Below are 25,530 nucleotides of genomic sequence, written 5' to 3'. Positions count from 1 at the left end.
GTTCCGCGCCGGCACTCCTGATCGGGAGCCGCTCATGACCACACCGCAGGATCTGCTGATCGTCGCCATGGACGTGGAGTCGAGCAGGCCGGTGGAGACGGGCGACCTCTCCCTCGTCCTGGCGGGCGCCGAGCTGGTCGACCTGCTCGGCGAGGGCCTGGTCACGCTGGACGGCGACTTCCTGGTGCCGGAGGTGGGGCGGACGCCGGGCGACCGGCTGCTGGCCGAGGCCGCGGCGGCGCTGGTGCGGCAGCTGCCGTACGAGTCGGTCGAGGACTGGCTGTGGCGCAGGGGCCGCGCGCTGTCGGCGGCGTATCTGGCCGAGCTGGAGTCCCAGGGGCAGGTCACCCGCAAGCACCGGAGGCTGCTGCCGGGCCGGCCGGGTCCCGCAGAGCTGGCCGACTCCGCGGCCCGCCGCCGCGCCGCCGCGCGCTGGCAGGCGCGCGAGCCGGTCCTGGCGGCTCTCGCGGCGGCCCTGGGCCTGCACGCCGAGTCGCAGGAGCCGGTCCCCGCGGTCGGCGACGAGGCGGTCGTGACGGTGCTGGCGACGGTCGGCGACGCGGTGATGGAGCTGGACGCGGTCAGGCAGCGGCGGGACATCGAGCAGGCGGCCTTCGACAACGTCTGGCGCGGCGAGTAGCGCGCGGGCACGCACGGCGGGACCCCGCCGCCCGGTCGGGGCGGCGGGGTCCCGCGTCTCGTGCGCGGCGTCAGCCCTGGGCCAGCAGCTCCACCTCTGCCAGCGAGGTGGCGTCCTGGGCGCCGTTGTTGCCGGTCACCACCAGCCGGTAGGAGGTGTACGCACCGGGGTGCGCGATCTCGAACGGGCGGGTCTGCAGCCGGTCGGTGAAGACCTGGTCGCTCCGGGTGTCGAGGGTCTTCCAGTGCACACCGTCGCCGGAGCCCTGGAGCTGCCAGCTCTTCGGGTCCTGGGCGGCGGCGGTGCTGCCCGAGGTGAGCGTGTAGAAGGTGGCCTTCGGCCCGGAATCGCCTGCCGCGTCACCGGTGAAGGTGTACTGCACCGTCGGGTCGGCGGCCGGGAGGGTGACCGCGGTCTTCGAGGTGTTGTCGAAGAGCTTGGCCACGTCGGTGCCGTCGCCGGCCGCCGCGGTGCCCTGGTCGGCACCGGTCAGGTCCGCCAGCGGCTTCGGCATGTCGCCGGCCTTGGTGAGCGACGGCGGCAGCGCGTTCTTGCCGGAGCCCCACGCGGACGGCTTGTCGCCCATGGTGAAGTCCAGCCGTGCACCCGACTCCAGCTGGCTCTGCGTCAGGTACACCTTGTTCCACGGCTCGCCGTTGACCTTCAGCGACTGCACGTAGACGTTCTTGCCGCTGTTGTTCGGCGCGTTGACGACGATGCTGCGGCCGTTGTCCAGGTGGACGGTGGCCTTGGTGAACAGCGGGGAGCCGATCACGTAGTTGTCGTTGCCGACCTGCAGCGGGTAGAAGCCCAGCGCGCTGAAGACCTGCCAGGTGGCGGTGGCGCCGTTGTCCTCGTCGCCGGGGAAGCCCTGGCCGATGGAGCTGCCGGTGAACAGCCGCTGCTGGATCTGCCGGACGGCGGCCTGGGTCTTGGCCGGGGCGCCCGCGTAGTCGTACATGTACGGGATGCCGAACGACGGCTGGTTGCTCATGCCGAGTTCGCCCATCCGGACGTCCCTGGCCTCCAGCATCTCGTGGATGGTGCCGCCGTAGCCGCCGGCGTCGCCGTCAGCGGTCTCCTGGGTGCCGAAGAACGCGTCGAGCTTCTTCTCCAGGCCCTTCTGGCCGCCGTAGAGCGCGGCGAGGCCGTTCGGGTCCTGCGGGACGGTGAAGGCGTAGTTCCAGGCGTTGGTCTCGGTGTACTCGTTGCCCCACTGCTGCGGGTCGAAGGCGCTGTCGGTGACCCGCCAGGAGCCGTCGGCCTTGCGGCCCTCGAAGAAGCCGACGCCCGAGTTGAAGACCGTGGTGTAGTTCTGGGCGCGGCCCAGGAAGTACGCCGACTCCTCCTGGTAGCGCTCGCGGTCGGCCTTGGAGGTGTGCGGGGCCTTGGCGAGCTTGGCGGCCATCATGCCGATGCCGTAGTCGTTGATGTAGCCGTCCAGCGTCCACGAGACGCTGCCGTCCACCGAGGTGTTGGTGTAGCCGTTGAACACCGAGGTGTCCAGGCCCTTGCGGCCGACGCCGCCGGCCGTCGGGAAGACGGTGGCGTTCTTCACGGCCGCCTCGTAGGCCGCCTTGGCGTCGAAGTTGTCGACGCCCTTGGCGAAGGCGTCGGCGAAGGCCACATCCGAGCTGGTGCCGGTCATCAGGTCGGCGTAGCCCGGCGAGGACCAGCGGGCGGTCCAGCCGCCGTCCTTGTACTGCTGCACGAAGCCGTCGGCGAGTTCACCGGCGGTCTTGGACTCCAGCAGGGAGTAGGCGGGCCACTCGCTGCGGTAGGTGTCCCAGAAGCCGTTGTTGACGTAGACCTTGCCGTCCACGATCTTCGCGCCGGTCTGGGTGGGCGTGCTGGCGCCGGTGGCCTTGGAGAACGGGCTGGCGTACTTGTACGCCGGTGCCTCGGCCGTCCCGGTGTTCTCCGCACCGGAGTTGGGGTACAGGTTCATCCGGTACAGGTTCGAGTACAGCGTGGTGAGCTGGTCGTCGCTGGCGCCCTGGACCTCGACCTTGCCCAGCTTGGCGTTCCACTGGTGCTCGGCGCTGTCCTTGACGGCGTCGAAGGAGGTGCCCTTCGGGATCTCCAGGTCCAGGTTCTTCTTCGCCTGGTCGATGCCGATGAACGAGGTGGCGATCCGCATCGTCACCGTCTTGTCGCCCGAGGTGTCGAACTGGGCGTATCCGGTGACGTTGTCGCGGCCCTGCCCGGTGACCTTGGTGGCCGTGCCCGGTGCCCGGTCGAACTCGCCGTGCACGTACATCCGGGTCGCGGCCTCGCCGCCGCCGATGTTGACGTCGGAGTAGCCGTCCAGGGTGCCCGCGGCGGCGTCGAAGGTCAGGCCGCCGTTGTTGTTGACGTTGTCGAACAGCAGGTCACCGTTGTCGCCGGGGAAGGTGAAGCGGAACTCGGCGGCGTGGTCGGTGGGCGCGATCTCGGCCTTGATGCCGTTCTTGAACGTGACCCCGTAGTAGTGCGGCTGCGCCACCTCGTCCTTGTGGTCGAAGGCCAGCGCCCGCTTGCTGCGGTTCAGGTCCGGGGTGCCGGAGGCCGCGGACGGCATCACCTGGAAGGTGTCGCGGTCCCCCATCCACGGGCTGGGCTCGTGGCTGATGCCGAGCGCCTGCAGCGTCGGCAGGTTGTCGGCGTTGTTCTGCGCGGCGTAGCTGTACTCCCAGCCGGTCGAGCCCGCGTCGGTGACCGGCGTGAAGAAGTTGAAGCCGTTCGGGACGGCCGTCAGCGGCAGGTTGTTGCCGCGCGAGAAGGAGCCCGAGGCGTTGGTGCCGCGCCGGGTGTCGACGTGCTCGGCGTAGGTCGCCGAGGTGTCGCGGGCCGGGGCCGCACCGATGGTGAGGTCGTCGACCCACCCCTTGAACTGGGTGTTCGCGCCCGCCTCCGCGCTGCCGGCCGGGTTGTCGTAGCCGAGCAGGATGCGGTCGATCGTCTTGCCCGCGGCCACCTTGCCGATGGCCGAGGCGACGGCGTTCCACTGCGAGGCGTAGAGGATCTTGCCCGCGCCCTGGCCGTTCGGGCTGAGCGTGACGCCGTACTGGTCCTGCGCCGGGGTCCGCAGCTTGCTGAGGTAGCTGCCGTCGGTGAAGTGCAGGTCGATCGAGGCGTACGTGCTCGGGTACTTCAGGTCCCCGCCGGTCAGCTCGGGGAAGATGTCGTACGAGAGCCGCGTGTCGGGGCGCACCGGGATGTGCACGTCGTAGAGCTTGTTCCAGGCGTGCACGGCGCCGGACTGGGTGTGGCTGCCCGCGTACTCCAGTGCCTTCAGGCCGCTGAAGCCGACGCTCGACTTGACGTTCGGACCCGAGGAGGGGCCGGCGCCGATCGAGCTGGTCATGCCCGACACCGGCGGCGGCGGCGCGGAGCCGTCGGACAGGATCAGGTCGGCGAGCTGGACGATGTCGCCGCTGGTGTTCGCCGTGACGTTCAGCCGGTAGTAACGGAACGCGGCAGGGTTGGCGACGTCGTAGACGTTGCTCTTGAACCGGCCGCTGAACTTCACGCCGCTACGGGTGTCGACGGTGGTCCAGTCGGTGCCGTTGGCGGAGCCCTGGAGGGTGAAGTCCTTCGGGTCGCGCTCCGGGGAGTCGTTCGCGGAGGTGAGCGCGTACTTCTTGACCGTCACGTCCTCGGACAGCTTGTACTGCACCCAGCCGGTGCTCGCGAAGGTGAGCCACTTGGTGTTGGCGTCCTCGTCGGCGGTGTTCTTGGCGACCTCGTTCGGCGGGTTGTCCGAACTGGCCGTGACCTCGGCGATCTTGTCCTTGACGCTGCCGGGCAGCACGGGCAGGGTGCCCGCGGTCACGCCGGAGACGTCCGGGGCGCCCTTGGCGTCGGTCTCCGCGGTGTCGGTCCAGGTCGGCTGCAGGTCACCGGACTCGAAGGACGTCGTGAAGGCGGGTGCGCCGTCGCCCTGCTTGGCCGTGTCCGCGTGCGCGAGCGCGGACACGGGCACGATCAGGGCCATCGAGACCGCACCTGCCAGCGCGGTCTTGGTGAGGGTGCGGCGCATTGGGCCACGTCTCATGGGTGTTGCCTTTCTCCTTGCGGCTCCGGGTTGTTGCTCGGAATGCCTCATGCATCACGCCCGCTGACCGCGTACAGCGCCAGCCGGGTGTCGTCGGGAAGAGTGAGGGAGACCGCGGTCCTGGTGCGGTCCAGCGGGACGGTGAGGTGCCAGATGTTGACGCCGACGCCGTCGGGGGCGCCCGCCTTGTCGTAGCGGGTGTCGGCGTGGATCGCGGTGTCCTCGCCGAGCCGGGGGCTGCCCGAAGCCCAGTCGGTGGCGGTCAGGGTCACCGGCGCGGAAGTGCCGTCGGAGTAGTGCACGGTGGCGGCGCCCGTCACGTCGCCGTGGTGCGCGGTGAGCAGCACGTCGAGCGCGGAGTAGGCGCGCGGCACCAGCGGCACGGTCTGGCCGTGGGCGGGGGCGAAGTTGGCCGCGCTGCCCGTGGTGTCGGGGAAGCTGTAGGCGTGCCCGTCCAGTACGCCCGTTCCCGGCGCGGGCAGTTGCTCGGCGGGGAAGCTGGTGCCCGTACCGTCGAAGTCCGCACCGGTGCTGCCGGCCGTTCCCACGCCGTCCACCGTGTACTGCGCCGACAGGTCCTGCGGGCAGGAGCCGGTCGGGCCCTCGCAGGTCGCCGTCGTCACCGACACCTGCACGGTCCTGGTGACGGTGGGGCCGTTCACCTGGGCGACCTGGACGGTGACCGGGTAGGTGCCGTCGGGGGTGCCCGCGGGTGCGGTGATGTGCACCGGCACCTCGTGGGTGGCGGGCAGCGTGTCCGAGGTGACGGTGAAGCTGCTGTGCTGCGGGTCCGCGGTCAGCGGGGCCGGCGCGGTCACCGTGACGGTGCCGGAGGCGTCGCCCGGCGCGGTCAGGACGGCGGAGACGGTCACGTCGGCGGCGGTGCCGCCGCCGAGGACGCCGACCGGCGAGGGCGACACCGAGGCGGCGGTCCGCCGCTGGGTGTCGGCCGCGGGGTCGAGGGCGGGCGGGGCGTCGGCGGGTGCGGTGCCCCACGCCGAGGGCGAGCTGCCGACGGTGAGCGCGATGTCCCTGCCGTCCCTGATGTCGGCGGTGCTGACGTAGGTGTGGGTCAGCTTGCTGCCGCCGAGCCGGGCGGACTGGATGTAGCGGTCGGTGTCGGAGCTGCCGGGGGCGGTGACGGTGAGCTTGCCGTGCGGGTAGTACCGCCGGTCGAGGGTGACGTCGACGCGGCTGAACAGCGGCGTGGACAGCCCCCACAGGTCGGTGCCCGGCGTCATCGGGTAGACGCCGATCGCGGAGAGCACCTGCCAGGCGGACATGGTGCCCAGGTCGTCGTTGCCGGTGACGCCGTTGGGCGCGTCGGTGAAGAGGGTCAGCGCGGCGTGCACCACGTCGGTGGTCTTCCACGGCTGACCGGTCGACAGGTAGGTGTAGGGGGCGCTGAGGTCGGGCTCGTTCTGCGGGTTGTACTTGTCCTGGTTGTAGTACGAGTACGGGCCGTTGACCCACACGTTGCGGGCGGTGCCCGCGGGGTCCTTGACCAGCTGGTCGTAGGCGAAGAAGGAGTCGAGCCGGTCGTTGGCGGCCTGCGTGCTGCCGATCAGGCCGACCAGGCCCGGCACGTCCTGCGGGACCAGCCACATGTACTGCCAGGCGGTGCCCTCGTGGAAGCCGGTGCTCGCGGCCGGGTCCGCGGATCCGACGAAGCCGCCGTCGGTGTCCCGGGCGCGGAAGAAGCCGGTGCGCGGGTCGAGGATGTTGCGGTAGTTCTGGCCCCTGGCCAGGTAGCGCCGCGCGTCGGCGGTGTGGCCGAGGTCGCGGGCCATCCCGCCGAGTGCGGCGTCGGCCAGCGCGTACTCCAGCGTCGCGGAGGGGCCGTGCTGGTAGTCGTTGTCGCCGGGCTTGCCCGGGTGCGAGGGGTCGTAGGGCACGTAGCCGCCGGCCAGGTACTCTGCGTCGGCCTGCCGCCCGGCCGCGGGCGAGGACGCCGGCGGGATGGTGTCGGCGTGCTTCTTCAGCGCCCGGTAGGCCTCCTCCTCATGGCCCTTGAGCAGGCCCTGGCGGTAGGCGTCGACCAGGAACGGGGTGACCGGGTCACCGGTCATGATGTTGGTCTCGACGGTGGCGTAGCCCCAGCGCGGCAGGCTGCCGCTCTGCTGCGCGACCCGCAGCAGCGACAGCGCCATGTCGCGGGACTCGCGCGGCGCCAGCAGCGACAGCAGTTGCTGCTGGGTGCGGTAGGTGTCCCACAGCGACCAGTTCTGGTAGTACGTCGAGCCGTCGCCGGCGTGCACCTTGTCGTCCCAGCCGGTGTAGCGGCCGTCGACGTCACTGCCGATGTTCGGCGCGAGGAAGGAGCGGTAGAGCGAGGAGTAGAAGGTGCGCTGCTGCTCGTCGGTGCCGCCCTGGACGCGTATCCCGGAAAGCCGGTCCTGCCAGGCCTGCTTGGCCGCGGCCGCGGTCGCATCGAAGGTGCCGCGGCCCTCGGCGGCGAGGTTCGCCGCGGCGCCGCGGGCGTCCACCCAGGACAGCGAGGTCACCGCGGTGACGCTGCGGTCCTGCGTGGTGTCGAAGCGGACGTAGGCGCCGCCGAGCCCGGTGGAGGTGGAGCTGCGGCTGCCCGCGGTGACGTCGGCGCCCTTCCAGGTGCCGTACGAGGCGAACGGGCGGTCGAAGCGGGTCTCGGTGTACACCGTGTACGGCCGGGTGTCCTGGCAGAAGCCGCTGCCGGTGATGGCGGTGACGACGGTGCGGTCGTCCAGCACGGTGACGGTGCTGGAGGTGACCTTGTGCAGCGCCTGGCCGGAGTTGAGCAGCACGTTGGCCTGGTCGGTGGCCGGGAAGGTGTAGCGCTGCCAGCCGGTGCGGTCGGTGGCGCTGAGCTCCGCGGTGATGCCGGTGCCGAGCGCCACCTTGTAGTACCCGGGTGACGCGCTCTCGCCGGCGTGGCTGAACGGGGCCGCGTACTGCGCGTCGTCGGTCGCGGTGACCGCGCCGGTCGTCGGCAGGACGGGCAGGTCGCCGCCGAGACCGCAGCCGACACCCGACAGGTGGACGGCGCTGAAGCCGCGGATGTGGTCCTGGTTGTAGTCGTAGCCCGTGTTGTGCCCGGTGTCGGGCGAGAGCTGCACCATGCCGAACGGCACCGCGGCGCCGGGGTAGGTGTTGCCGTCGTTCTGGGTGCCGATGAAGGAGTCGACCAGGTGGGTCAGGTCGCCGCTAGCCGCGCCGCCGGCCGCGCCCGCGGGCTGGGCCGGCAGCATCGCCGCCCCCGCGGCGAGGAGCACCGTGGCCGTGGCCGCCGCGGCGGTGCGCAGGCGCTGCGTTCTTGGAGCCATACCGTCCTCTCTCCCCCTCTGACAACGTTGTCAGAGGGTCAGGTACACCTGTCGCGCCAGAGGGCAAGAGGTGCCGGCCACACGAGTGAGCCGTGAGGAATCCTGTACTCCGTACCCGGCAGCGTCAATGATGTAGCGCGAATCAATCTCGGCGGGCCGGCCATTCGGGCCGGTCCAGGAGTTGGCGGTACGTCAATCACCGCAGGTCAGGACGGCACTACGGGACGCCGGAAGCAGGCGGCGCGAAGATCCGCGGGGGTGAATCGGTTCAAGTGGCGGAATGTGCGGCACCGGCATGTCACGAACGGGGCCGTGTGTTTCGTCGTGCTCTCATCGGGCCCGCACCCGCGGGCCCACGAAGACCGGAGACATCCGATGACGAGCGCACCCTCCCCGTTCGAGCGGTTCACCAGACAGAAGACGGTCCTGCTCACCACGTACAAGCGGGACGGCACTCCCGTCGGCACCCCCGTGAGCATCGCCGTCGAGGGGGACCACGCCTTCTTCAGGACCTACGACGCGGCCTGGAAGCCCAAGCGGCTGCGCAACAACCCGGACGTCGAGATCGCCCCCTCCACCTCGCGGGGCAAGCCGACGGGCGAGGCGATGCACGCCACCGCCACCCTGCTCGAGGGCCCGGACGCCACCCGGGCCGCGCAGGCCCTGGCGCACAAGTACCGCTTCCTGCACGGCTTCCTGGTCCCCTTCATGCACCGCAGGAAGCACTGGAAGACGCTGCACTACGTCCTGACCGTACGCAGCGCGTGATCCGGGCGGCGGACCGGCGGCCGGGCCGCCGGTCCGTCGCCCCCGGGCGCTAAGCCGCCGCCTCTCGGCGGAACAGTGCCGTCCACATGAACGGCACGCCGAAGAGCGCCGACTCGGGCGGTTCCTGGCGCATGCGGCGCAGTTCGACCTCTGCCAGGTCGGAGAAGATCCAGCGCAGCGACTCGGGCGTGTAGGCGAGGCCGCCGCGCAGTTCGCGTGCCCGGTAGAGGTCCGCGTCGGCCGTCTGCGACCCCATCCCGCTCTCGCCTGCGGCGAAGCTGGTGAGTGCCAGCCGGCCGCCGGGGGCCAGCACCCGGTCGAGGAGGGCCAGGTAGCTGACGCGGCGGTGCGGCGCGAGGTGGTGGAAGCATCCCGAGTCGACGACCAGGTCGTACGGACCGCTCAACTCGGCGGCGGGCAGGGCGAAGGCGTCGCCGCACAGGAAGCGGACCCCGGCTCCGGCCTCGCGGGCACGGTCCTCGGCCCAGGCGACGGCCACGGGAGAGAGGTCGACGGCGTCCACCTCGAAGCCGTGCGAGGCCAGGAACAGGGCGTTGCGGCCCGGCCCGCAGCCCAGGTCCAGTGCCCGGCCGGGAGCGATCAGGCCCCGGTCGAGGTAGGCGGCCAGGTTCTCGTCCGGCTTCGCCGCGAAGAAGGGGACAGGACTCGACCGGTCGGCGTAGAAGCCGTCCCAGAAGTCCTTCCCGTCGCCGGTCGCCGGCCGGCCGGCCGCCTCGGGTTCCGAGCTGAAGAGCCCGTCCAGGAGTGCGAGCAGGTCTTCGACGGTGCGTACGGTCCGGTCCATCCGGCCCCCCTTTCGACCGCAGCAGATCCTAGGGTCGACGGGAGTGACGTACCAGGTCAGACGGCATGAGCCGACGCACTGGGCGGGGCGCTGCGGCCCCCGCGGGAGCCGGGGAGGGAACTGCTCCGGCACCCGGCCCCGCGCCCGCCCAGGCACCCGTCCGCGGCCGGGAGAGGACCCTTCCCGGCCGCGGACGGCTGACTATTTCGCGCGGTTGCCGCGCCTGCGCCCCCGCGGGGGTCAGGCCTCGGCGCGGACCAGCAGGACCGAGACCGGCGCGGACTTGGCGACACCGCGGCTGACGCTGCTGTGGAGCAGGGCGGAGATCCCGCTGTAGTGGCCGGGGCCGACGGCGATGAGGTCGCTGCCGAGGGCCTCGGCGCGGTCGACCAGGATGCCGGCCAGGTCCTCGCGCAGGCCCTCGTCGACCTCGCCCTCCGCGGTCACCCCGGCGGCCCGCAGCTGTGCGAGGGCCTCCTCCACGACCTGGCGGCCCTCGGCTGCCTCCTCCGTGGCGAAGACGCCGCCGGAGATGCCGTCGGTGATGACCTGGGCGGGCCTGATGTGGATGACGTGCACGGCCGCCCCGGTGAGTCCGGCGAGCGAGGCCACGGTGTCCAGCACCCCCGCGCCGTGGGACGTACCGTCGACGGCGGCCAGGATGTTCTTGTACATGCGATCAACTTCCTTGTCCGAGGGGGCCCCAGGGTCCGCGGCCCGCGCCTTGGACAGCCGCCGGACGACCTGATCAATTCCCAGGTCAGGCGTGACGGGCGCCACGTCCGCCAGGCCGGCGGGGCGCCCCTCGCGACAGGAGGTCACCGCGGCGTCACAGCATGAGTTCGATCGCCATCCCGAGCGCTCCCGCGGCGAAGACCGCCACGACGAGCATGATGGCGACGATCGGCGCCGTACTCCAACCGCGGCTGAGCGGACCGCGTTCCGGCCCGTCGAGCGAGGAGACCCCCGACTCGGCCGGCGAGGTGCGCCCGGCCTTCGGCACCGCGTCCTCCGGCACGCTCAGCCCCTCGTCGGGCAGGTGGGGGTTCACTGGCTGTAGGGGGTGGGTGACCGCCATGGTGGCCCTCCGGTGGTGCACAGGGAAAGTCCGTACGCACCTCGGCTACCCATTACGACAGCGGCGATGCGCGGACAAACGGAGCACGGAGGCGGGGCCGCAAAGGGGATCTTCCCCGCAAGGGGACCCCAATCTTGAGAAGTTCCTGGCTGGGCGTCAGCAGGCTCCATATTCTCCGGAGGTCATCGGCAGCCGGAAGGCTGCCGCCCACTGTCCACTGCGGAGTATGCATGGCCTTGCACGAGCACGAGGTGGATCGCCGAACGCTGTTCAGGGTCGGACTGGGAACCGCGGTCGCCGCGGTTGTCGGCACCGAACTCACCTTCTCCGGTGCCGCCGAGGCAGCCCCCTCGGCCGAGTTCCCCTGGATCATCGACTGCGACACCTGGGGCGCCCGGCCGCCGTCCAGCCCGATCCAGATCACCGGCAACACGACGAACAAGATCATCCTGCACCACATGGCGTTCCCCAACGTCACGGACTACTCCCGCGAGCACGCCGTGCAGCTCGCCAAGGACTGCCAGGACCTGCACATGGACGGCAACGGCTGGGCGGACACCGGCCAGCACTTCACCGTCAGCCGGGGCGGCTACGTCATGGAGGGCCGGCACCGCAGCCTGGAGACCCTGGTGGCGGGCGAGCACCAGGTCGTGTCGGCGCACTGCCCCGGCGAGAACGGCAACGCCATCGGCATCGAGAACGAGGGCACGTACATCACCGAGACGCCGCCCGAGGCGCTGCTCGACTCGCTCGTGCAGCTGTGCGTGGCGGTGTGCCGCAAGTTCGACCTGAACGCCTGGGACATCTTCGGCCACTGGGACTTCCGGATCACCGACTGTCCGGGCATCGCCTTCTACGCACAGTTCCCGATGATCCGCACCCGGGTGCTGCACGAGCTGGGCGTCGACCCGAAGGCGGCGCCCGACCGGCGCTGGCCGGACATCTGGCGCTTCGTCGACAGCCCGGTCGTGCAGGTCGGGCAGTACCTGCTCGACAACGCCGGGTACGCGCTCACGGCGAACGGCGTGTTCGGCTACGACATGAACGCCGCGCTCGCCGACTTCCAGACCACCCGCGGCATCCCGGTGACCGCGGACGCCACCTTCGACACCGCCACCTGGGAGGCCCTCGCCCCGCCGCTGGACAAGGACGCGAGTGGACTGCCGGTCACCGCCCTGCAGTTCATGCTCGCCCGCAAGGGCTACTCGGAGGTGACGGCCAGCGGGGAGTACGACCACCCGACGATGAAGGCCGTCCAGTCGATGCAGCACCTGCACGGCCTCACCCCGAACGGCAAGGTCGACCTGAGCACCTGGTGCGCCGTGGTCGGCGGTTCGGTGCGGGAGGCCTTCTGCCGCTGAGGCCCGGCGCCGCGGGTCCGCCCGTCCGGCACGTCGCCGGACGGGCGGACCCGGGTGCGCTCAGCGACCCGGGCGGCCGGCGGCCGTGGTGCGGGTGCGTCCGCCGTCGGCGGTGACGCCGAACTCCAGCGCGCCCGAGCCGCCGGGCGGCCGGCTGAGTTGCGTGGTCACGGTCACCGTCGCCGACCCGCCGGGCGGGATCGTGGCGGCCACCGGGACCGGGAAGCTGTTCGGGTCGGCGCCGACGACCGCGGGCCGGTCCCCGCCCTTGGGGCCGTCCGACCAGTCGAGGGCGTCCAGGCGGACGTCGTTGGCCGGTCCCGAGCCGTTGTTGGCGACCTCCACCCGCCAGGTGCTCAGGCCGCGCGAGGTGCCCAGGCAGGTGACCTTGCCGGCCAGCCGGGCCGGTCTGGCCGGCTGCGCACCGTCGACCTCCAGGACGACGGTGTCCCAGCCGAAGCCGCCGGAGGGCGGGTTGGGCTGCGGGGTGCCGGACGCGCCGCCGTCGCCGGTGGTGAAGGTGATGGTGTTGTCACCCGCGGTCAGCAGCGAGGCGGGGAAGGTCAGCACCGCGAGCCGCGGGTAGCCGCTGCGGTCGGCCTGCCGGCCGATCGTGGAGTCGTTGTGGTTCGGCAGCGAGCCGGTGACGCCCGCGGCCGTGCCGTTGACGGTGACGACCGGCGGCTTGCCCGACTGCATGGACGAGGACACCGTCAGGTACGCGGTGCCGTCCAGCGGCGCGTCGAGCGGGAAGTTCACCGTCCAGATGCCGGAGCCCACCTGGGCGTAGTACCAGTCCTCCGGCTCCCAGTCCTTGCCGATGGTGAAGGACAGCTCCAGCGGGATCAGGCCCGGCTTGAAGTAGTCGCGCGGGCTGGGCCTGACCGGCGACCCGGTGGCGAGCGCGTACTCGCCGCCGGTGCGGTCGGCCCGGCCGATCTGCCACAGGAAGGTGGAGTGCCCGGTCGGCGACCAGGTGATCGTGCCCAGGTTCTGCTCGGGCCCGTGCACCGGGACGCCGGTCTGCTTGTACTGGTCGGTGACCGAGCCGTCGGCCGCGAAGACGTAGAGGACGTACGTGCCGGCGTCGGTGGTGCCCGGCTGCCAGGCCGGCGGGACGCCGGGGATGGTGAACGCGCCGTTCGCGTCGGTCCTGACGAAGTGCGTGGCCTCGTGGATGGTGTAGACGTCGTCCACGTCCTGGGTGCTGAGCAGCACCCACAGGTTCTCCGCGGGGCGGCCGTCGGCGATGCGTATCCGGCCGCTGACGGTGGTGCGCTGCCCGGGCGCCGGGTACAGCGGGTCGCTGACCCACTCCGATCCCGCCCGGTTCTCCTCGATCTCCTGCCGGGCGACGCGGGCGGCCTCGTCGACGACCTCGTCCGGGTGGTCCGGGTCGCCGACCGTGATGTAGGTGAACCACGGCCCGTACAGCCGCTGGTAGCCCTCGGGCAGGTTGTAGCCGGGCAGGCCGTAGTGGTTGGGCGAGAAGTAGTTGAGGATCAGCGCGTCCTGGTGGATGGCCAGGTCCTGGCGCTGCGGGCCGACGCCGTAGAAGCCGGCGAGGGTCTGGTCGGACACGCCGCTCAGCGGGGTGAACCACACGCCGAAGCCGTTGCCGAAGTGGCCGAACATCGGGTTCTCGTAGTGGTACAGGCTCCAGTCGTACTTGGTGTAGACGTCGCCTGGCTCCGTCCCGCCCGCGTTGCTCTCCGGCGACGGCAGGTCGGGGTTGTTGACGCCGTCCACCAGCCACGTCTCGTCGCCGACGCTCTGCTGGGTGGCGAGGTAGGCGTACGTGGGCTGCCGGCCCTTGCCGCGCTCCCAGTTGTAGCAGTGGTCGAGGATGCTGCGGTCCCAGCGGGTGTTCATCCGGATCTCGTTGATCGCGGTCGCCGCGGTGGCCGTCAGGATGTTGTAGCCGTACAGGCCGCGCCGGCCGGAGCGCATGATCAGGTGGTGCTCGTGGCGCAGCGGTGCGCTGGTGAGGTCGACGAACGCGACCTCGACCAGGTCGCGGGTCACCCGGACGACCTTGACCTCGCCGCAGACCAGGCGGGACTTGCCGCCGCCCGCGTCCACGTAGAAGGAGTGCTGGCGGTCGGGGTCGCGGGGGTTCACGCCGTTGAGGTTGTGCGCCAGCTCGGTGCCGTTCACCACGATGGAGGTCGCCGTGATCGAGGTGTCCGTCCAGCCGGTGACGACGCCGCCGGCGGCGTCGTCCCGGCCGAAGGTGAAGCGCACCAGGCCGTTGTCCAGGACGACCTCGTCGGCCTCGGCGGGGAAGGCGTAGCTGCCGACCTTCGCCGGCTTGCCGTTGACCAGCAGCGTCACCGCGTCGCCGTGGCCGGCGCCGTGGCCCGCGTTCTGCGCCGCGGCGGGTGCCGCGGGCTCGGCGGACGCGGTGCCCTCGGCGCCCATGACGGTCGCGGCCGCGCCGGCACCGATGAGACCCAGCGTGGATCGACGACTCAGGTGGCTTTCTTGCCAGGACATCAAGGCTCCTCGTGCTGCATGACAGTGGGAACACAGGGGGAACACGAACGGCAGGGCGTCGACCCCGGTAGGGGCACACGGCGGCGCGGGGGCACGGCTCTGCCACGACCGCCGGATCGGCGATTGAAACGTAGCAAGCGCTTTCAGGCGACCAAGCTAGCGAGTGGGTCCCCGGAAGGGAAGAGGCGCGCACCAAGAGCCGTGCACCCGGGTGCGCGCACTCACCTGCCGCCGTTCACAGCCGGAGGCCGCACGCCACCCGGGTCACCAGCGCCGGCGAACTCCCAGGTCAGACCGCCCTGCAGCCCGCCCCTCCGTGCGCCCGCGCGAGCGGAAGGCCCGCTTCCCTTTGCCGCCGCCCGCACCGCGCACCCCGTCACTTCGGGGTGCGCAGGGGCTCGGCGTCATTGAATCGGTTGAAAGGAACACCCGCGGTGCGCGCCTCGGGGTGCGCAGTCGGCGACGCGGGCCGGCGTCCCGGGGCGAACCGGGCCACCCCTCCTGGAGGTGACGACCTGCGACCCGTACGGGGCTGAGCGCGCAGTTCCCCGCACGGCGCCCTCCGCACAGAGGGTGAGCGTTCCTCAGGAGCGCCGGCCGACCGCTCCAGGGGCGACGCCACCCGGGTGGACGACGGCGTCCACCCGCTCGCAGGCTGCGGCGGTCGCCGCCGGGTCCGCGGCAGCCCCCGGCGCGGGGCCGGGCGCGCAGCGCTCGGGAGCGGGGTCCACGGCCCAGGCCCGCCACCCGCGAAGGGCTCTGCATCGATTCATAGGGCATCCATACGTTTCCGCACGGCAGGAACCGCCCCGCCTGAAGGTCCGATCACGGCAGGCGCCGCCCGGCAACGGCATCAACCCAGCCTGCGCGGCCTACACCTCGTCAGACGCCGGTCGCCGGTCGGGAATCACCGACCGACGAACCATGCACCCCTCCCGACACCAGGAGCATCCGTCGTTGCAAAATCGATTCAAGACAGCCTATTGACGTTGCCGACGGAGTCGCCGTACCGTCCCAACGCATCTAGGGCGATGAACTACGTTCACATGGATGGAATGAGGGGCGCTGTGGTGTCCGGTATAGCTCCCACCGCGATCGTGGCTGTGTCAGCCCGGTCGTTCCGCACGACGACCAGGCTGGTGAGCGATTCCGATGGGCACGCTCACCCTGGCGAGCGGCGGAGCGTCCACCGGGTCCTGCTCACCCTCACCGACAGCGAGGGCAACCAGGGCCGCTGCCTCACCGACGCGGCTCATGTCGGCGAGGCGCAGCTGGAGGGACATGTACGGCCGGTGCTGCTCGGCCAGGACCCGTTCGACCGGTCACGGTTGTGGCAGGAACTGGCGCGGCGGCAGCGGGGCAGCGCGGGCACGCTCGGCGACCGCACACTCGCCGCGGTCGAGCAGGCGCTGTGGGATCTGGCGGGGCGCCGCCTCGGACTGCCGGTGTGGAAGCTGCTCGGCGGCATGCGCGACAGGGTCCCCGCCTACGGCAGCACGATGTGCGGTGACGAGATCCCGGGCGGCCTGGCCACCCCGGAGGACTACGCGGCCTTCGCGGAGAAGCTGGTCGCCGACGGCTACCACGCGATCAAGTTGCACACCTGGATGCCGCCGGTGTCCTTCGCGCCCAGCGTGGCGATGGACATCAGGGCCTGCGCCGCGGTCCGCGAGGCGGTCGGCCCCGACGTACCGCTGATGCTGGACGCGAACCACTGGTACAGCAGGTCCGAGGCGCTCGAACTGGGGCGCGCGCTGGACAGGTTGGGATTCCACTGGTTCGAGGAGCCGATGGAGGAGCACTCCACCCAGTCCTACCGCTGGCTCGCCGGGCAGTTGGACACCCTGGTCATCGGCCCGGAGAGCATCGAGGGCCGGCAGCAGGCCAGGGCCGAGTGGATCACGGCCGGCGCCTGCGACATCCTCCGGGTCGGGGTGCCCACCGCGGGCGGTATCGGCCCCGCGCTCAAGACCGTCCACCTCGCCGAGGCCTTCGGCATGGACTGCGAGATGCACGGCGGTGGGGCGGGCACGCTGGCCGTCCTGGGCGCGGTCTCCAACAGCCGCTGGTACGAACGCGGCCTGCTGCACCCCTTCTACGACTTCGACGAAGTGCCACCGCACCTGACCCGAGCCGTCGACCCGATCGACGCCGAGGGCTACGTCCACCTCAGCCAGGAGCCGGGCCTGGGCGAGAGCCTCGACCTGGAGTACATCGAGGCCGAGACGACCAGGTCGTGGTGACTCGACCGCACTGAACTCCATACGGCCGCCGGCGCCTCGGGGCGGCCGCTTCGCCCCGTCTTCGATGCAAGCGCTTACTGCCACCTCCCGGCACGGGCCGTCGTGACGCGGTTGTGAACGTACGACAACAGCACCTCCGATCAGCCCCGCAGCCCGTATCCACCGCAGCCCGTATCCCCGGCACTTCCGAGAAAGGCACCTCCCATGAGATCCCGTTCCGCCACCGCGCACCGTCGCTCGGTCCAGGTCACCGCCGTCGCCGCGGCCGTGGTCGCTTCGCTCTCCCTCACCGCGTGCGGAGGGGGCTCCGGTGGCTCGGGCGACTCCGGCGGCAAGGTCAAGCTGTCCTTCTCCTGGTGGGGCGACGCCTCCCGGGCCAAGGCCACCCAGGACGCCGTCGCGGCCTTCGAGAAGGCCAACCCCACCATCACCGTCAGCACGCAGTACGCCACCTTCGGGCCGTACAACCAGAAGCTCGCCACCCAGATCGCCGGCGGCGGCGCTCCCGACCTGATGCAGATCGACTGGGGCAACCAGAGCCAGTACGCGCAGAGCGGCACCCTGCTCGACCTCGCGACCGGTCCCGGCGCCGTGGACATCTCCGGCCTCGACGCGAAGTTCGCCGGCAGCGGCAAGGAGGGCGCCAAGCAGGTCGCGATCCCGTTCGGCCAGGCCACGCAGTCCTTCGTGGTGGACGTCACCAAGCTCGAAGCGCTGGGCGTGGCCGTCCCGAAGGCCGGCTGGACCTGGGACGACGTGGCGACCTACGGCGCCCAGGTGCACGACAAGTCGGGGGGCAAGCTGTACGGCATCAGCGACCCGGGCACCACCTGGGCGGCCTTCCAGTCCTGGCTGCTGCAGCAGGGCAAGCAGCTCTACACCCCCGAGGGCAAGCTCGGCTTCACCAAGGACGACCTGACGGCCTTCTGGACGATGTGCGACAACCTGCGCAAGTCCGGTGCGGCGACGCCCGCGAACCAGACCGCCACGCTGATCAACGGCCCCGCCGAGGACCCGCTGGCCAAGGGCACCGCGGCCGCCGAGTGGGACTACGACAGCATCTTCGCCAGCCACGCGGCGGCGACCAAGGACAAGCTGGAGCTGGTGCCCCTGCCGACCGTGGGCGGGCAGACCGGGATGTACGCCAAGCCGTCGATGCTGCTGTCGGTCTACGCCAAGTCCAAGCATCCCAAGGAGGCGGCGAAGCTGCTCAGCTTCCTGGTCAACGACCAGGCGGCCGGCGCGGCGCTGGGCACCAGCCGCGGGCTCTTCCCCAACACCGCGGTGCGCAAGCAGCTGGCGGCCACCGCGACCGGCAACGACAAGACCGTCGCCGACTTCGAGGCGGCCAACGCCTCGCAGCTCGCCGCCACCCCGACCGCGCCGCCGAAGGGCGACGGCCAGCTGATCACCCTGATGCAGCGGATCTACGGCGGGGTGAGCTTCGGCCAGCAGAGCCCGTCCGCGGGCGCGGGGTCCTTCATGCAGCAGGCCGAGCAGATTCTCGCCGGCTGACAGCCCCTGCCGCAGTGGCCTGACAGAAGAACAAGAGGAGGAAGCTGGTGAGTTCGACGGCCAGGCTCGACAAGCAGGCACCGGCGTCGCCGACGCCTGCGACGAAGGAACACCGCACGGTCCGCAAGCAGGGCTTCGCCGATCGAACCGCCGGTTACGTATTTCTGCTGCCCTGGTTCGCCGGGATCGCGATCTTCACCATCGGGCCGCTGGTCTACTCGCTGTACCTGTCGTTCACCGACTACAACCTGCTGCAGTCGCCGAGTTGGGTCGGTTTCGCGAACTACCACCAGATGTTCACGGCCGACCCCCGGTTCATGCACTCGGTCCGCGTGACCTTGACCTACGTGGTCGTGGTGACGCCGGTGAAGCTGGCACTCGCGCTGGGTGTGGCGATGCTGCTGAACCGCAGGCGGCGCGGTATCGGGATGTACCGCTCGCTGTTCTACCTGCCCTCGCTGCTGGGTACGAGCGTGGCCGTGGCGCTGGTGTGGCGATCGCTGTTCTCGCAGGGCGGCGCGGTCAGCAACGGGCTGGCCTCGCTCGGCCTGCCGAAGACCGACTTCATCAACGACCCGAGCTGGGCGCTGCCCGCCATCATCGTGCTGGCCTGCTGGCAGTTCGGGGCGCCGATGGTGATCTTCCTGGCCGGTCTGAAGCAGATACCGTCCGAGCTGTACGACGCGGTGGACGTCGACGGCGCGAGCAAGTGGGAGCGGTTCCGGCACATCACGCTGCCGATGCTGTCGCCGGTGATCTTCTTCAACGTGCTGCTGGAGACGATCAACTCGTTCCAGGCGTTCACCCCGGCGTTCGTGATCAGCGGCGGCACCGGCGGCCCGGCCGACTCGACGCTCTTCTACACGCTGTACCTGTACCAGAAGGGCTTCACCGACTTCCAGTTCGGCTACGCGTCCGCCATGGCCTGGGTCCTGCTGGCGGCCGTCGCGGTGCTGACCGCGCTGATGTTCAAGGTCTCCCGGGTCTGGGTCTTCTACGGGGATGGAGGAAACCGATGAGTGCTCGTACCGCACCCGCGCTGCCCGGCGGCACCGCCGCCGCACGCCGGAACCCCGGGCGGCGCGCCGGCCGTACGGTGCTGTGGCACGTGGGGGTCGTCGTCATCGTCCTCGTGGTGATCTACCCGGTCGTCTGGATGCTGGGCACGTCCTTCAAGCCGGCCACCGAGATCGTCACCTCGAACCGGCCCTGGCCGCTGCACTGGACGCTGCAGAACTTCCCCGACGGATGGCACGCCAACCCGGGGGTCTCCTTCGGGAAGTTCTTCGTCAACTCGCTCTTCATCTCGGTGCTCGCGGTCGTCGGCACCCTGCTGTCCTGCTCGTTCGCCGCGTACGCCTTCAGCCGGCTGGAGTTCCGCGGCCGCTCGGTCCTGTTCGCCGGGATGGTGGTGACGATCCTGCTGCCCTACCACGTGCTGATCGTCCCGCAGTACGCGATCTTCAAGCAGTTCGGGTGGATCAACACCGACCTGCCCATCATCGCGCCGAAGTTCCTGGCCACCGAGGCGTTCTTCATCTTCCTCATGGTCCAGTTCATGCGCGGTATCCCGCGGGAGATCGACGAGGCGGCGAGGATCGACGGCTGCGGCCCGTACCGGACGTTCCTGTGGATCCTGCTGCCGCTGACCCGTCCCGCACTGATCACCAGCGCGATCTTCAGCTTCATCTGGACCTGGAACGACTTCTTCACGCAGCTGGTGTACCTGAACGACACCGACAAGTTCACCGTGCCGATCGGCCTCTCGCTCTTCGTCGACCAGACGGGTTCGACCTCCTACGGCCCGATGATGGCGATGTCGATCCTGGCGCTGCTGCCGGTGTTCCTGTTCTTCCTCGCCTTCCAGCGGCTGCTGGTCGACGGGGCCACCTCCAGCGGTCTGAAGGGATGACGCGGATGGCTCTCCAGGGATCACCCGACGCCCGACGCCGGCCGCGGCAGGCCTGGGCGCTGAGCCCGGAGCGCGGGGAGCAGGTGCGCACGGCCGCCGAGACGATGGCCGTCGGGGCGCTGTTCCTGCTCTTCTCGCTGCCGGTCGTCACGGCCGGCGCCGCGTGGTGCGCCGCGGCCGAGGTGGTCGCGGGCTGGCACCGCAAGCGTGAACTGCCGCTGCTGCGGACCTTCGCCGCGGTGGTGCGCCGTGACCTGGCGGCCGGCCTCGCGGTGGAGGGCGTGCTCCTCGCGGTGGCCGTGCTGACCTGGTTCGAGGTCCACGTGGTCCTCGGCGCCCGGATGCCCGGCTATGCGCTGGAGGCGGCCGCGCTCGTGCTGCTCGGCGGGCTGCTGGCGGGCTTCGTCCTGCTGGCGGTCGCCTGCCGGGCCGGGGCGGAGCGGTCCTGGCGGGACGCGGTCCGCAGCGCCGCGGACCACGCGCGGTCGATGCCGTCCACGCTGCCCCTGGTGGTGACCGCGATGGCCTTCGCCGCCGCCCTGATCGCCATCGTGCCGGCCTTCGCCGGATTCATGGCCGGACCGCTGGCCTTCGCGGTGTCGGCCGTCGTCGCCCGCAACCGCAACGCGAACCTGCCGGAGGACCCCGATGCCTGAGCCCGTGACCCCCGACGTGCGGGACCGGCCGGTCCGGGTCGCGATCGTCGGGACCGGCGCCATCGCCCGCGAGGCCCACTTGCCGGCCTACCGGGCGCTGGGCGGCGAGGTCGACGTCGTCGCGGCCTTCGACATCGACGAGGCGTCCTGCCGCGCGTTCTGCGCCGACGGGTCCGTGCCGTACGCGTACACCGACCTCGGCAAGATGCTCGCCGAGCAGCGCCCCGACCTGGTGAGCGTCTGCACCCCGCCCGCGGTGCACCGCGAGCAGACCACGGCGGCGCTGGCGGCCGGCGCCTGGGTGTGGTGCGAGAAGCCGCCGTGCCGCTCGCTGGAGGAGTACGCGGCGATGGAGGCGGCCGAGGGCGGCGAGGGCGGCCCGTACGCGTCGATCGTCTTCCAGCACCGGTTCGGCTCGGGGGCCGACCGCGTCCGCGCGCTGATCGCCCGCGGGGCGGTGGGCCGGCCGCTGGTCGCCCACTGCCAGACGACCTGGTACCGCGGCACCGACTACTACCAGGTTCCCTGGCGCGGCAATTGGGCCGCCGAGGGCGGCGGCCCCACCATGGGCCACGGCATCCACCAGATGGACCTGCTGCTGGACCTGCTCGGCCCGTGGTCCCAGGTGCGGGCCATGACCGGGCGGCTCGTGCACGACGTGGAGACCGAGGACGTGTCCACCGCGCTGGTGCGCTTCGCGAGCGGTGCGATGGCCACCGTGGTCAACAGCGTGGTCAGCCCGCAGGAGATGAGCCGGATCAGGATCGACTGCGAGCGGGCCACGATCGAGCTGACCCACCTCTACCAGCACTCCGACGACGACTGGCGGATCACCCCCGCGCCCGGTGTCGCGCTGGAGGAGCTGGCGGCATGGCGGGAGACGGGCGAGAACGTGCCCAGCTCCCATCTGGCGCAACTGCGCCCGCTGGTCGCCGACCTGCGGGCCGGGCGGCGGCCGCGCGCCAGCGGCGCCGACGGGCGTACCAGCCTCGAACTGGCCGCCGCGCTCTACAAGTCGGCGTTCACCGACAGCACCGTCAAGGCCGGCGAGATCGGTCCCGGCGACCCCTTCCACGCCGCGATGAACGGCGGCGCCACGGGCCGCGCGCTGTGAGGACCGCGGACGACGGCGCCTGCCTGACGGTGGAGGCGGCCGGCGTGCAGCTGCTGCGGTACGTCCACGCGGGCGACCCGGAGCCGAGCCAGGCGCCGAAGCCCTATCTGCATCCGCTGCGGACGACGGCCGGCGAGGTGGTCACCGACTACCGGCCGGCCGACCACCTCTGGCACAAGGGCCTGGCGCTGACCGCGTCCCACGTGTCGGGGCAGAACTTCTGGGGCGGCGGTACGTACGTCCGCGAAGCGGGCGGCTACGTGGACCTGGACAACCACGGCACCATGCGGCACGACGGCTTCGACGCGATCGGGACGGGCCGCTTCGCCGAACGCCTCACCTGGCTCAGCGGTGCCGGTGAGCCGTGGGTCGGCGAGCGGCGCGTGGTCGGCGCGTCGGTGCTCGGCGACGACGTGTGGGAGCTGGCCTGGCACACCGAGCTGACCGGGCTGCGCGACCAGCCGCTGCGGTTCGGCAGCCCGACCACGCACGGCCGGGAGCTGGCCGGTTACAGCGGTCTGACCTGGCGCGGCGCCGCCGGCTTCACCGGCGGCGACATCCTGGGGCCAGGGGGCCGCGGCGGCGAGGCGATGATGGGGACGGCCGCGCCCTGGCTGGCTTTCCGCAGCCCGGCGGGCACCACCGTCGTCTTCGAGGCGGCCGGCGGCGAGGGCGCTCCCCCGACGCACTGGTTCGTCCGCAGCGAGCCCTACCCGATCGTGAACCCGTCCTGGGCCTTCCACGAGGAGTTCACGCTGGCGGCAGGCCGGCGGCTCGACTGGGACTTCCGGGTCACGGTGGTGTCCGCGGCCTGGGACGCGGACCGCGTCGAGGAGCATCTGCAGCAGCGCGACGCCGCGAGCTGAGGCTCGGGGCCGCCCGCGCGCGGGCGCCGGCGGAAATCCCGTACCGCGGCGGCCGGAAAGGGCGGAGACTCGCCGCATGGCTGACATGGGGGATTTCCGGCAGGCGGTCACCGCGTGGGCGGCCGGCGGCCCGGGAGACGGCGTGCACGAGCCGGCCGTACGGCTGCCCGTGCGGGCGGTGGTCCTGCTCGAAGGGCCGAGCGACGCGGCGGCGGTGGACGCGCTGGCCGCGTCCCGCGGCCGGGACCTGGCTGCCGACGGGATCTGCGTGCTGCCGATGGGCGGGGCGATGAGCGTCGGGCGTTTCGTCCGGCTGCTGGGTCCCGGCGGCCTCGGCCTGCGCCTGACGGGACTGTGCGACGAGCGGGAGTACCCGTACTACGCCCGTGCGCTGGAGGCTTCGGGTGCCGGCGCGCGGGACTTCTTCGTCTGCGCCGCGGATCTGGAGGACGAGCTGATCCGCGCGCTGGGTACGGCCCGGGTGGCGGAGCTGATCCGGGCGGAGGGCGACGTGCGCGCCCTGCAGACCTTCCTGAACCAGCCCGCGCAGCAGGGCCGCACCGCGCAGGCGCAGTTGCGGCGCTTCCTGGGCACCAAGAAGGGCCGCAAGATCCACTACGGCCGTGTCCTCGTCGAGGCCCTCACCCCCGACCGCGTACCCGACCCGCTCGACGGCCTGCTCGACGCCCTGCTCGGCCGCGTGTGACCGCGGGCCGGCGGTTCACTCGCCCCTGAGCCGGTCCCGCTGGATCTGCCGGGCCAGCGCCCGGCGGACCGAGGCCGGCACGGCGGGGTCCTGCGTGGCGGCCGGCGGGCCTGCGGGCACGTCGAGGCGGCGGCTGATCGCGTCGTACGCGGCCCGGTAGCCGCCGGGCAGCTCGGTGCGCCGCAGCCGCAGGTCCTCCTCGACCAGGCGGCGCAGCTCGTCGACATGCTGCGGGGTGAAGTGCCTGCGCCCCCTGGCCAGGCTGTCGATGGAGCGCGCGCAGGCGGCCCCGTCGCAGGTCTCGGCGATCCGCTCGGCGAGCGCCCACAGCCGCCCTTCGAGCCAGGGCGTGTCGTGCTGGTCGAGGTCCAGCGCCGGCGGGGGCGGCTGCCCGCCCGTGCGGGACCCGGCCACCTGCTTGGACACCGCGGGCTGGCTCATCCCGGTGACCCGGGCGATCCGCTCCTGGGTCCAGCCGAGGCCGGCGAGGACCCTGACCATCTCCGTGCGCAGCCTGCGCATCTCCTCGCCGGCGCGGATGACGTCGTTCATGTCGGCGAGCATCCGGGCGGCCTGCTCCTCGGTCAGCGTCTCGGGCTCGTGGTGCATGTCCTCTGCCATAACTGGGTTGTATACCTGAGCACGCCGATTATAACCCGGTTGTACAACCGGGTTATGGGCTGGCAGACTGCCCGCCATGCCCACCTTCTGCGCACCCGACGGCATCCGGCTGGCCTACCGTGAGAGCGGTGAGGGCGAGCCGCTGCTCTGCCTCCCCGGCGGCCCGACCGACGCCCGCTACCTCGGCGACCTGGGCGGCCTGTCCGCCCACCGCCGGCTGATCCTGCTCGACCCGCGCGGCACCGGCGGCTCCGCCGTACCCGAGGACACCTCCTCCTACCGCAGCGACCGCCAGGTCGAGGACGTCGAGGCGCTGCGCGCCCACCTCGGACTCCCGCTGATCGACCTGCTCGCCCACTCCGCCGGCACCAACACAGCGATGCAGTACGCGGCCCGGTACCCGCAGCGCCTGCGCAGGCTCGTCCTGGTCGGCCCCAGCACCCGGGCGGTCGGCATCACCGTCACCGGCGCGACCCGCCGCGAGACGGCCGGGCGCCGCGCGCACGAGCCGTGGTTCCCCGCGGCGTTCGCCGCCCTTGAGGCCCTCACCGCGGGCACGCCGGGACCCGGTGACGTCGAGGCCGTCACCCCCTTCTTCTACGGCCGCTGGGACGCGGCGGCCCGCGCCCACCACGCTCTCGGCCGCCCGGCGAACTCCGAGGCCGTCGCCCTCTTCGGCGCCGACGGCGCCTTCACCCCGGCCGCCACCCGCGCCGCGCTGGCGGACCTGCGCTCCCCCGTCCTCCTGCTGACCGGCGAGTTCGACCTGAACAGCCCCCCGGCCGCGATCCACGAGGTGGCCGCCCTCTTCCCCGCCGCCACCCTCGCGGTCCAGCCGTCCGCCTCCCACTACCCCTGGCTCGACGCCCCGGCCGCCTTCACCACGACGATCGCGGCATTCCTGGGCGCGAAGGCAGAGGGAAAACAGTCCCCCGCCCCATCGGAACGTGAGGCTAAGGTCGGGCGATGAGCACCCGCACCTTCCGCGTCGCCGTCCGCGGCGTCTTCGACCGACTCACCTCCGAGCAGCGCGCCGAGTTGCTGGCCGGGGCCGCGGAGCACGACGTGTTGCACGCCGCCTTCACCACCGAGGGACACCTCAGCTACGACATCGCCGCCAGATCGGCCTTCACCTTCCGCTTCCAGGACGCAGGCGAGAACGAGGAGGACATCCTGGCCGCGGCCGAACGGGCCGAGGACGCCGCCCGGGCATGGCTCGCCGAGCGCGGCTACGGCTACAAGAACCTCAGGTCGCAGGCCGAGGACCTGTCCCAGGCGCCCCTGGGCAAGAGGCAGCGCCGAGCCGCAGGAAAGGCCTTCTGACGCCGCACCGGCACGGGAACTCCGGCGTCCGGTTCAGAGGAACGGCGATGTCCCGGTACACCGACGGGCCGGCGGGGTTCTCCCCGCC

At 71.7% G+C, this 25,530-nt stretch carries 19 protein-coding genes and 1 pseudogene; 13 read left to right on the top strand and 7 right to left on the bottom strand.

Translation table 11 applies throughout. The annotated features are described in order from the left end of the window. Positions 1 to 34 precede the first annotated feature (34 nt). Positions 35 to 640, top strand: coding sequence for a GOLPH3/VPS74 family protein (locus NFU81_RS03245; protein ID WP_251484763.1), 606 nt, complete (start codon positions 35 to 37; stop codon positions 638 to 640). Between the two features lie 70 nt (positions 641 to 710). On the opposite strand, the gene NFU81_RS03240 is transcribed toward NFU81_RS03245, so the two are convergent. Both NFU81_RS03240 and NFU81_RS03235 read right to left on the bottom strand, forming a co-directional pair. Next, positions 711 to 4,676 carry a GH92 family glycosyl hydrolase gene (locus NFU81_RS03240; RefSeq protein ID WP_251484762.1) on the bottom strand — a complete coding sequence of 1,322 codons (3,966 nt, stop codon included), beginning with the start codon at positions 4,674 to 4,676 and terminating at the stop codon, positions 711 to 713. A 959-nt stretch (positions 4,677 to 5,635) separates the two neighbouring features. Beyond that, a pseudogene (locus NFU81_RS03235) lies at positions 5,636 to 7,978 on the bottom strand (GH92 family glycosyl hydrolase); the annotation flags it as partial. Positions 7,979 to 8,353: 375 nt separating this feature from the next. Between NFU81_RS03235 and NFU81_RS03230 the strand changes: the two are divergent. Then, the gene (locus NFU81_RS03230) at positions 8,354 to 8,746 is read left to right on the top strand and encodes a PPOX class F420-dependent oxidoreductase (protein WP_251484760.1); all 393 of its coding nucleotides are present in this window, start codon (positions 8,354 to 8,356) and stop codon (positions 8,744 to 8,746) included. A 49-nt stretch (positions 8,747 to 8,795) separates the two neighbouring features. On the opposite strand, the gene NFU81_RS03225 is transcribed toward NFU81_RS03230, so the two are convergent. The 3 genes from NFU81_RS03225 to NFU81_RS03215 all read right to left on the bottom strand — a co-directional run bounded on the left by NFU81_RS03225 (position 8,796) and on the right by NFU81_RS03215 (position 10,602). Beyond that, positions 8,796 to 9,551: a class I SAM-dependent methyltransferase gene (locus NFU81_RS03225; RefSeq protein ID WP_251484758.1), complete on the bottom strand. Its 756-nt coding sequence runs from the start codon at positions 9,549 to 9,551 to the stop codon at positions 8,796 to 8,798. 240 nt (positions 9,552 to 9,791) lie between these two features. Beyond that, on the bottom strand, positions 9,792 to 10,226 hold the full coding sequence (locus NFU81_RS03220) for a universal stress protein (RefSeq protein ID WP_251484756.1): 435 nt from the start codon (positions 10,224 to 10,226) through the stop codon (positions 9,792 to 9,794). 154 nt (positions 10,227 to 10,380) lie between these two features. Beyond that, positions 10,381 to 10,602: a DUF6480 family protein gene (locus NFU81_RS03215; protein WP_251484754.1), complete on the bottom strand. Its 222-nt coding sequence runs from the start codon at positions 10,600 to 10,602 to the stop codon at positions 10,381 to 10,383. A gap of 257 nt (positions 10,603 to 10,859) precedes the next feature. On the opposite strand from NFU81_RS03215, the gene NFU81_RS03210 reads away from it, so the two are divergent. Beyond that, positions 10,860 to 11,990, top strand: coding sequence for a peptidoglycan recognition protein family protein (locus tag NFU81_RS03210; protein ID WP_251484752.1), 1,131 nt, complete (start codon positions 10,860 to 10,862; stop codon positions 11,988 to 11,990). A 60-nt stretch (positions 11,991 to 12,050) separates the two neighbouring features. On the opposite strand, the gene NFU81_RS03205 is transcribed toward NFU81_RS03210, so the two are convergent. Then, positions 12,051 to 14,486: a polysaccharide lyase family 4 protein gene (locus NFU81_RS03205; RefSeq protein WP_251484751.1), complete on the bottom strand. Its 2,436-nt coding sequence runs from the start codon at positions 14,484 to 14,486 to the stop codon at positions 12,051 to 12,053. Positions 14,487 to 15,625: 1,139 nt separating this feature from the next. Between NFU81_RS03205 and NFU81_RS03200 the strand changes: the two genes are divergently transcribed. The 8 genes from NFU81_RS03200 (at position 15,626) to NFU81_RS03165 (ending at position 23,498) form a co-directional block, all read left to right on the top strand. Then, positions 15,626 to 16,729 (top strand): enolase C-terminal domain-like protein, encoded by a 1,104-nt coding sequence (locus tag NFU81_RS03200; protein ID WP_251484750.1) that lies wholly within the window; start codon positions 15,626 to 15,628, stop codon positions 16,727 to 16,729. 204 nt (positions 16,730 to 16,933) lie between these two features. Beyond that, positions 16,934 to 18,244, top strand: a complete 1,311-nt coding sequence (locus tag NFU81_RS03195) for an ABC transporter substrate-binding protein (protein WP_251484749.1) — start codon at positions 16,934 to 16,936, stop codon at positions 18,242 to 18,244. A 47-nt stretch (positions 18,245 to 18,291) separates the two neighbouring features. Continuing rightward, positions 18,292 to 19,263: a carbohydrate ABC transporter permease gene (locus tag NFU81_RS03190; protein WP_251484747.1), complete on the top strand. Its 972-nt coding sequence runs from the start codon at positions 18,292 to 18,294 to the stop codon at positions 19,261 to 19,263. Next, entirely contained in the window at positions 19,260 to 20,156 is an 897-nt protein-coding gene (locus tag NFU81_RS03185; protein WP_251484746.1) for a carbohydrate ABC transporter permease, read from the top strand. Before NFU81_RS03190 ends, NFU81_RS03185 begins: the two co-directional genes overlap by 4 nt. A 5-nt stretch (positions 20,157 to 20,161) precedes the next feature. Continuing rightward, positions 20,162 to 20,812 carry a DUF624 domain-containing protein gene (locus NFU81_RS03180; RefSeq protein ID WP_251484745.1) on the top strand — a complete coding sequence of 217 codons (651 nt, stop codon included), beginning with the start codon at positions 20,162 to 20,164 and terminating at the stop codon, positions 20,810 to 20,812. Continuing rightward, positions 20,805 to 21,926, top strand: a complete 1,122-nt coding sequence (locus NFU81_RS03175; RefSeq protein WP_251484744.1) for a Gfo/Idh/MocA family protein — start codon at positions 20,805 to 20,807, stop codon at positions 21,924 to 21,926. The genes NFU81_RS03180 and NFU81_RS03175 overlap by 8 nt, the downstream gene beginning before the upstream one ends. After that, positions 21,923 to 22,792: a DUF6807 domain-containing protein gene (locus tag NFU81_RS03170; protein WP_251484742.1), complete on the top strand. Its 870-nt coding sequence runs from the start codon at positions 21,923 to 21,925 to the stop codon at positions 22,790 to 22,792. Before NFU81_RS03175 ends, NFU81_RS03170 begins: the two co-directional genes overlap by 4 nt. A gap of 76 nt (positions 22,793 to 22,868) precedes the next feature. Beyond that, on the top strand, positions 22,869 to 23,498 hold the full coding sequence (locus NFU81_RS03165; RefSeq protein ID WP_251484740.1) for a TOPRIM nucleotidyl transferase/hydrolase domain-containing protein: 630 nt from the start codon (positions 22,869 to 22,871) through the stop codon (positions 23,496 to 23,498). A 15-nt stretch (positions 23,499 to 23,513) separates the two neighbouring features. Here NFU81_RS03165 and NFU81_RS03160 read toward each other — a convergent pair whose 3' ends face one another. Further along, a complete protein-coding gene (locus NFU81_RS03160; protein ID WP_251484738.1) occupies positions 23,514 to 24,119 on the bottom strand; it encodes a sigma-70 family RNA polymerase sigma factor in 606 nt (201 codons plus the stop codon). Positions 24,120 to 24,195: 76 nt separating this feature from the next. On the opposite strand from NFU81_RS03160, the gene NFU81_RS03155 reads away from it, so the two are divergent. Continuing rightward, positions 24,196 to 25,089, top strand: coding sequence for an alpha/beta fold hydrolase (locus NFU81_RS03155; protein WP_251484736.1), 894 nt, complete (start codon positions 24,196 to 24,198; stop codon positions 25,087 to 25,089). Beyond that, a complete protein-coding gene (locus NFU81_RS03150; protein ID WP_251484734.1) occupies positions 25,086 to 25,442 on the top strand; it encodes a DUF6204 family protein in 357 nt (118 codons plus the stop codon). Before NFU81_RS03155 ends, NFU81_RS03150 begins: the two co-directional genes overlap by 4 nt. The last annotated feature ends 88 nt before the right edge of the window (positions 25,443 to 25,530 follow it).

Origin of the sequence: Actinacidiphila cocklensis, assembly GCF_907177275.1 — a bacterium.
Lineage (GTDB): Bacteria > Actinomycetota > Actinomycetes > Streptomycetales > Streptomycetaceae > Actinacidiphila > Actinacidiphila cocklensis.
This window is presented reverse-complemented; position numbering and strand designations above follow the sequence as displayed.

Bases quoted from the DNA above. Each gene is read 5' to 3' on its own strand.
- NFU81_RS03245 (WP_251484763.1), top strand. From the start codon at position 35: ATGACCACACCGCAGGATCTGCTGATCGTCGCCATGGACGTGGAGTCG.
- NFU81_RS03240 (WP_251484762.1), bottom strand. From the start codon at position 4,676: ATGAGACGTGGCCCAATGCGCCGCACCCTCACCAAGACCGCGCTGGCA.
- NFU81_RS03230 (WP_251484760.1), top strand. From the start codon at position 8,354: ATGACGAGCGCACCCTCCCCGTTCGAGCGGTTCACCAGACAGAAGACG.
- NFU81_RS03225 (WP_251484758.1), bottom strand. From the start codon at position 9,551: ATGGACCGGACCGTACGCACCGTCGAAGACCTGCTCGCACTCCTGGAC.
- NFU81_RS03220 (WP_251484756.1), bottom strand. From the start codon at position 10,226: ATGTACAAGAACATCCTGGCCGCCGTCGACGGTACGTCCCACGGCGCG.
- NFU81_RS03210 (WP_251484752.1), top strand. From the start codon at position 10,860: ATGGCCTTGCACGAGCACGAGGTGGATCGCCGAACGCTGTTCAGGGTC.
- NFU81_RS03205 (WP_251484751.1), bottom strand. From the start codon at position 14,486: ATGTCCTGGCAAGAAAGCCACCTGAGTCGTCGATCCACGCTGGGTCTC.
- NFU81_RS03195 (WP_251484749.1), top strand. From the start codon at position 16,934: ATGAGATCCCGTTCCGCCACCGCGCACCGTCGCTCGGTCCAGGTCACC.
- NFU81_RS03185 (WP_251484746.1), top strand. From the start codon at position 19,260: ATGAGTGCTCGTACCGCACCCGCGCTGCCCGGCGGCACCGCCGCCGCA.
- NFU81_RS03180 (WP_251484745.1), top strand. From the start codon at position 20,162: ATGGCTCTCCAGGGATCACCCGACGCCCGACGCCGGCCGCGGCAGGCC.
- NFU81_RS03175 (WP_251484744.1), top strand. From the start codon at position 20,805: ATGCCTGAGCCCGTGACCCCCGACGTGCGGGACCGGCCGGTCCGGGTC.
- NFU81_RS03165 (WP_251484740.1), top strand. From the start codon at position 22,869: ATGGCTGACATGGGGGATTTCCGGCAGGCGGTCACCGCGTGGGCGGCC.
- NFU81_RS03160 (WP_251484738.1), bottom strand. From the start codon at position 24,119: ATGGCAGAGGACATGCACCACGAGCCCGAGACGCTGACCGAGGAGCAG.
- NFU81_RS03155 (WP_251484736.1), top strand. From the start codon at position 24,196: ATGCCCACCTTCTGCGCACCCGACGGCATCCGGCTGGCCTACCGTGAG.
- NFU81_RS03150 (WP_251484734.1), top strand. From the start codon at position 25,086: ATGAGCACCCGCACCTTCCGCGTCGCCGTCCGCGGCGTCTTCGACCGA.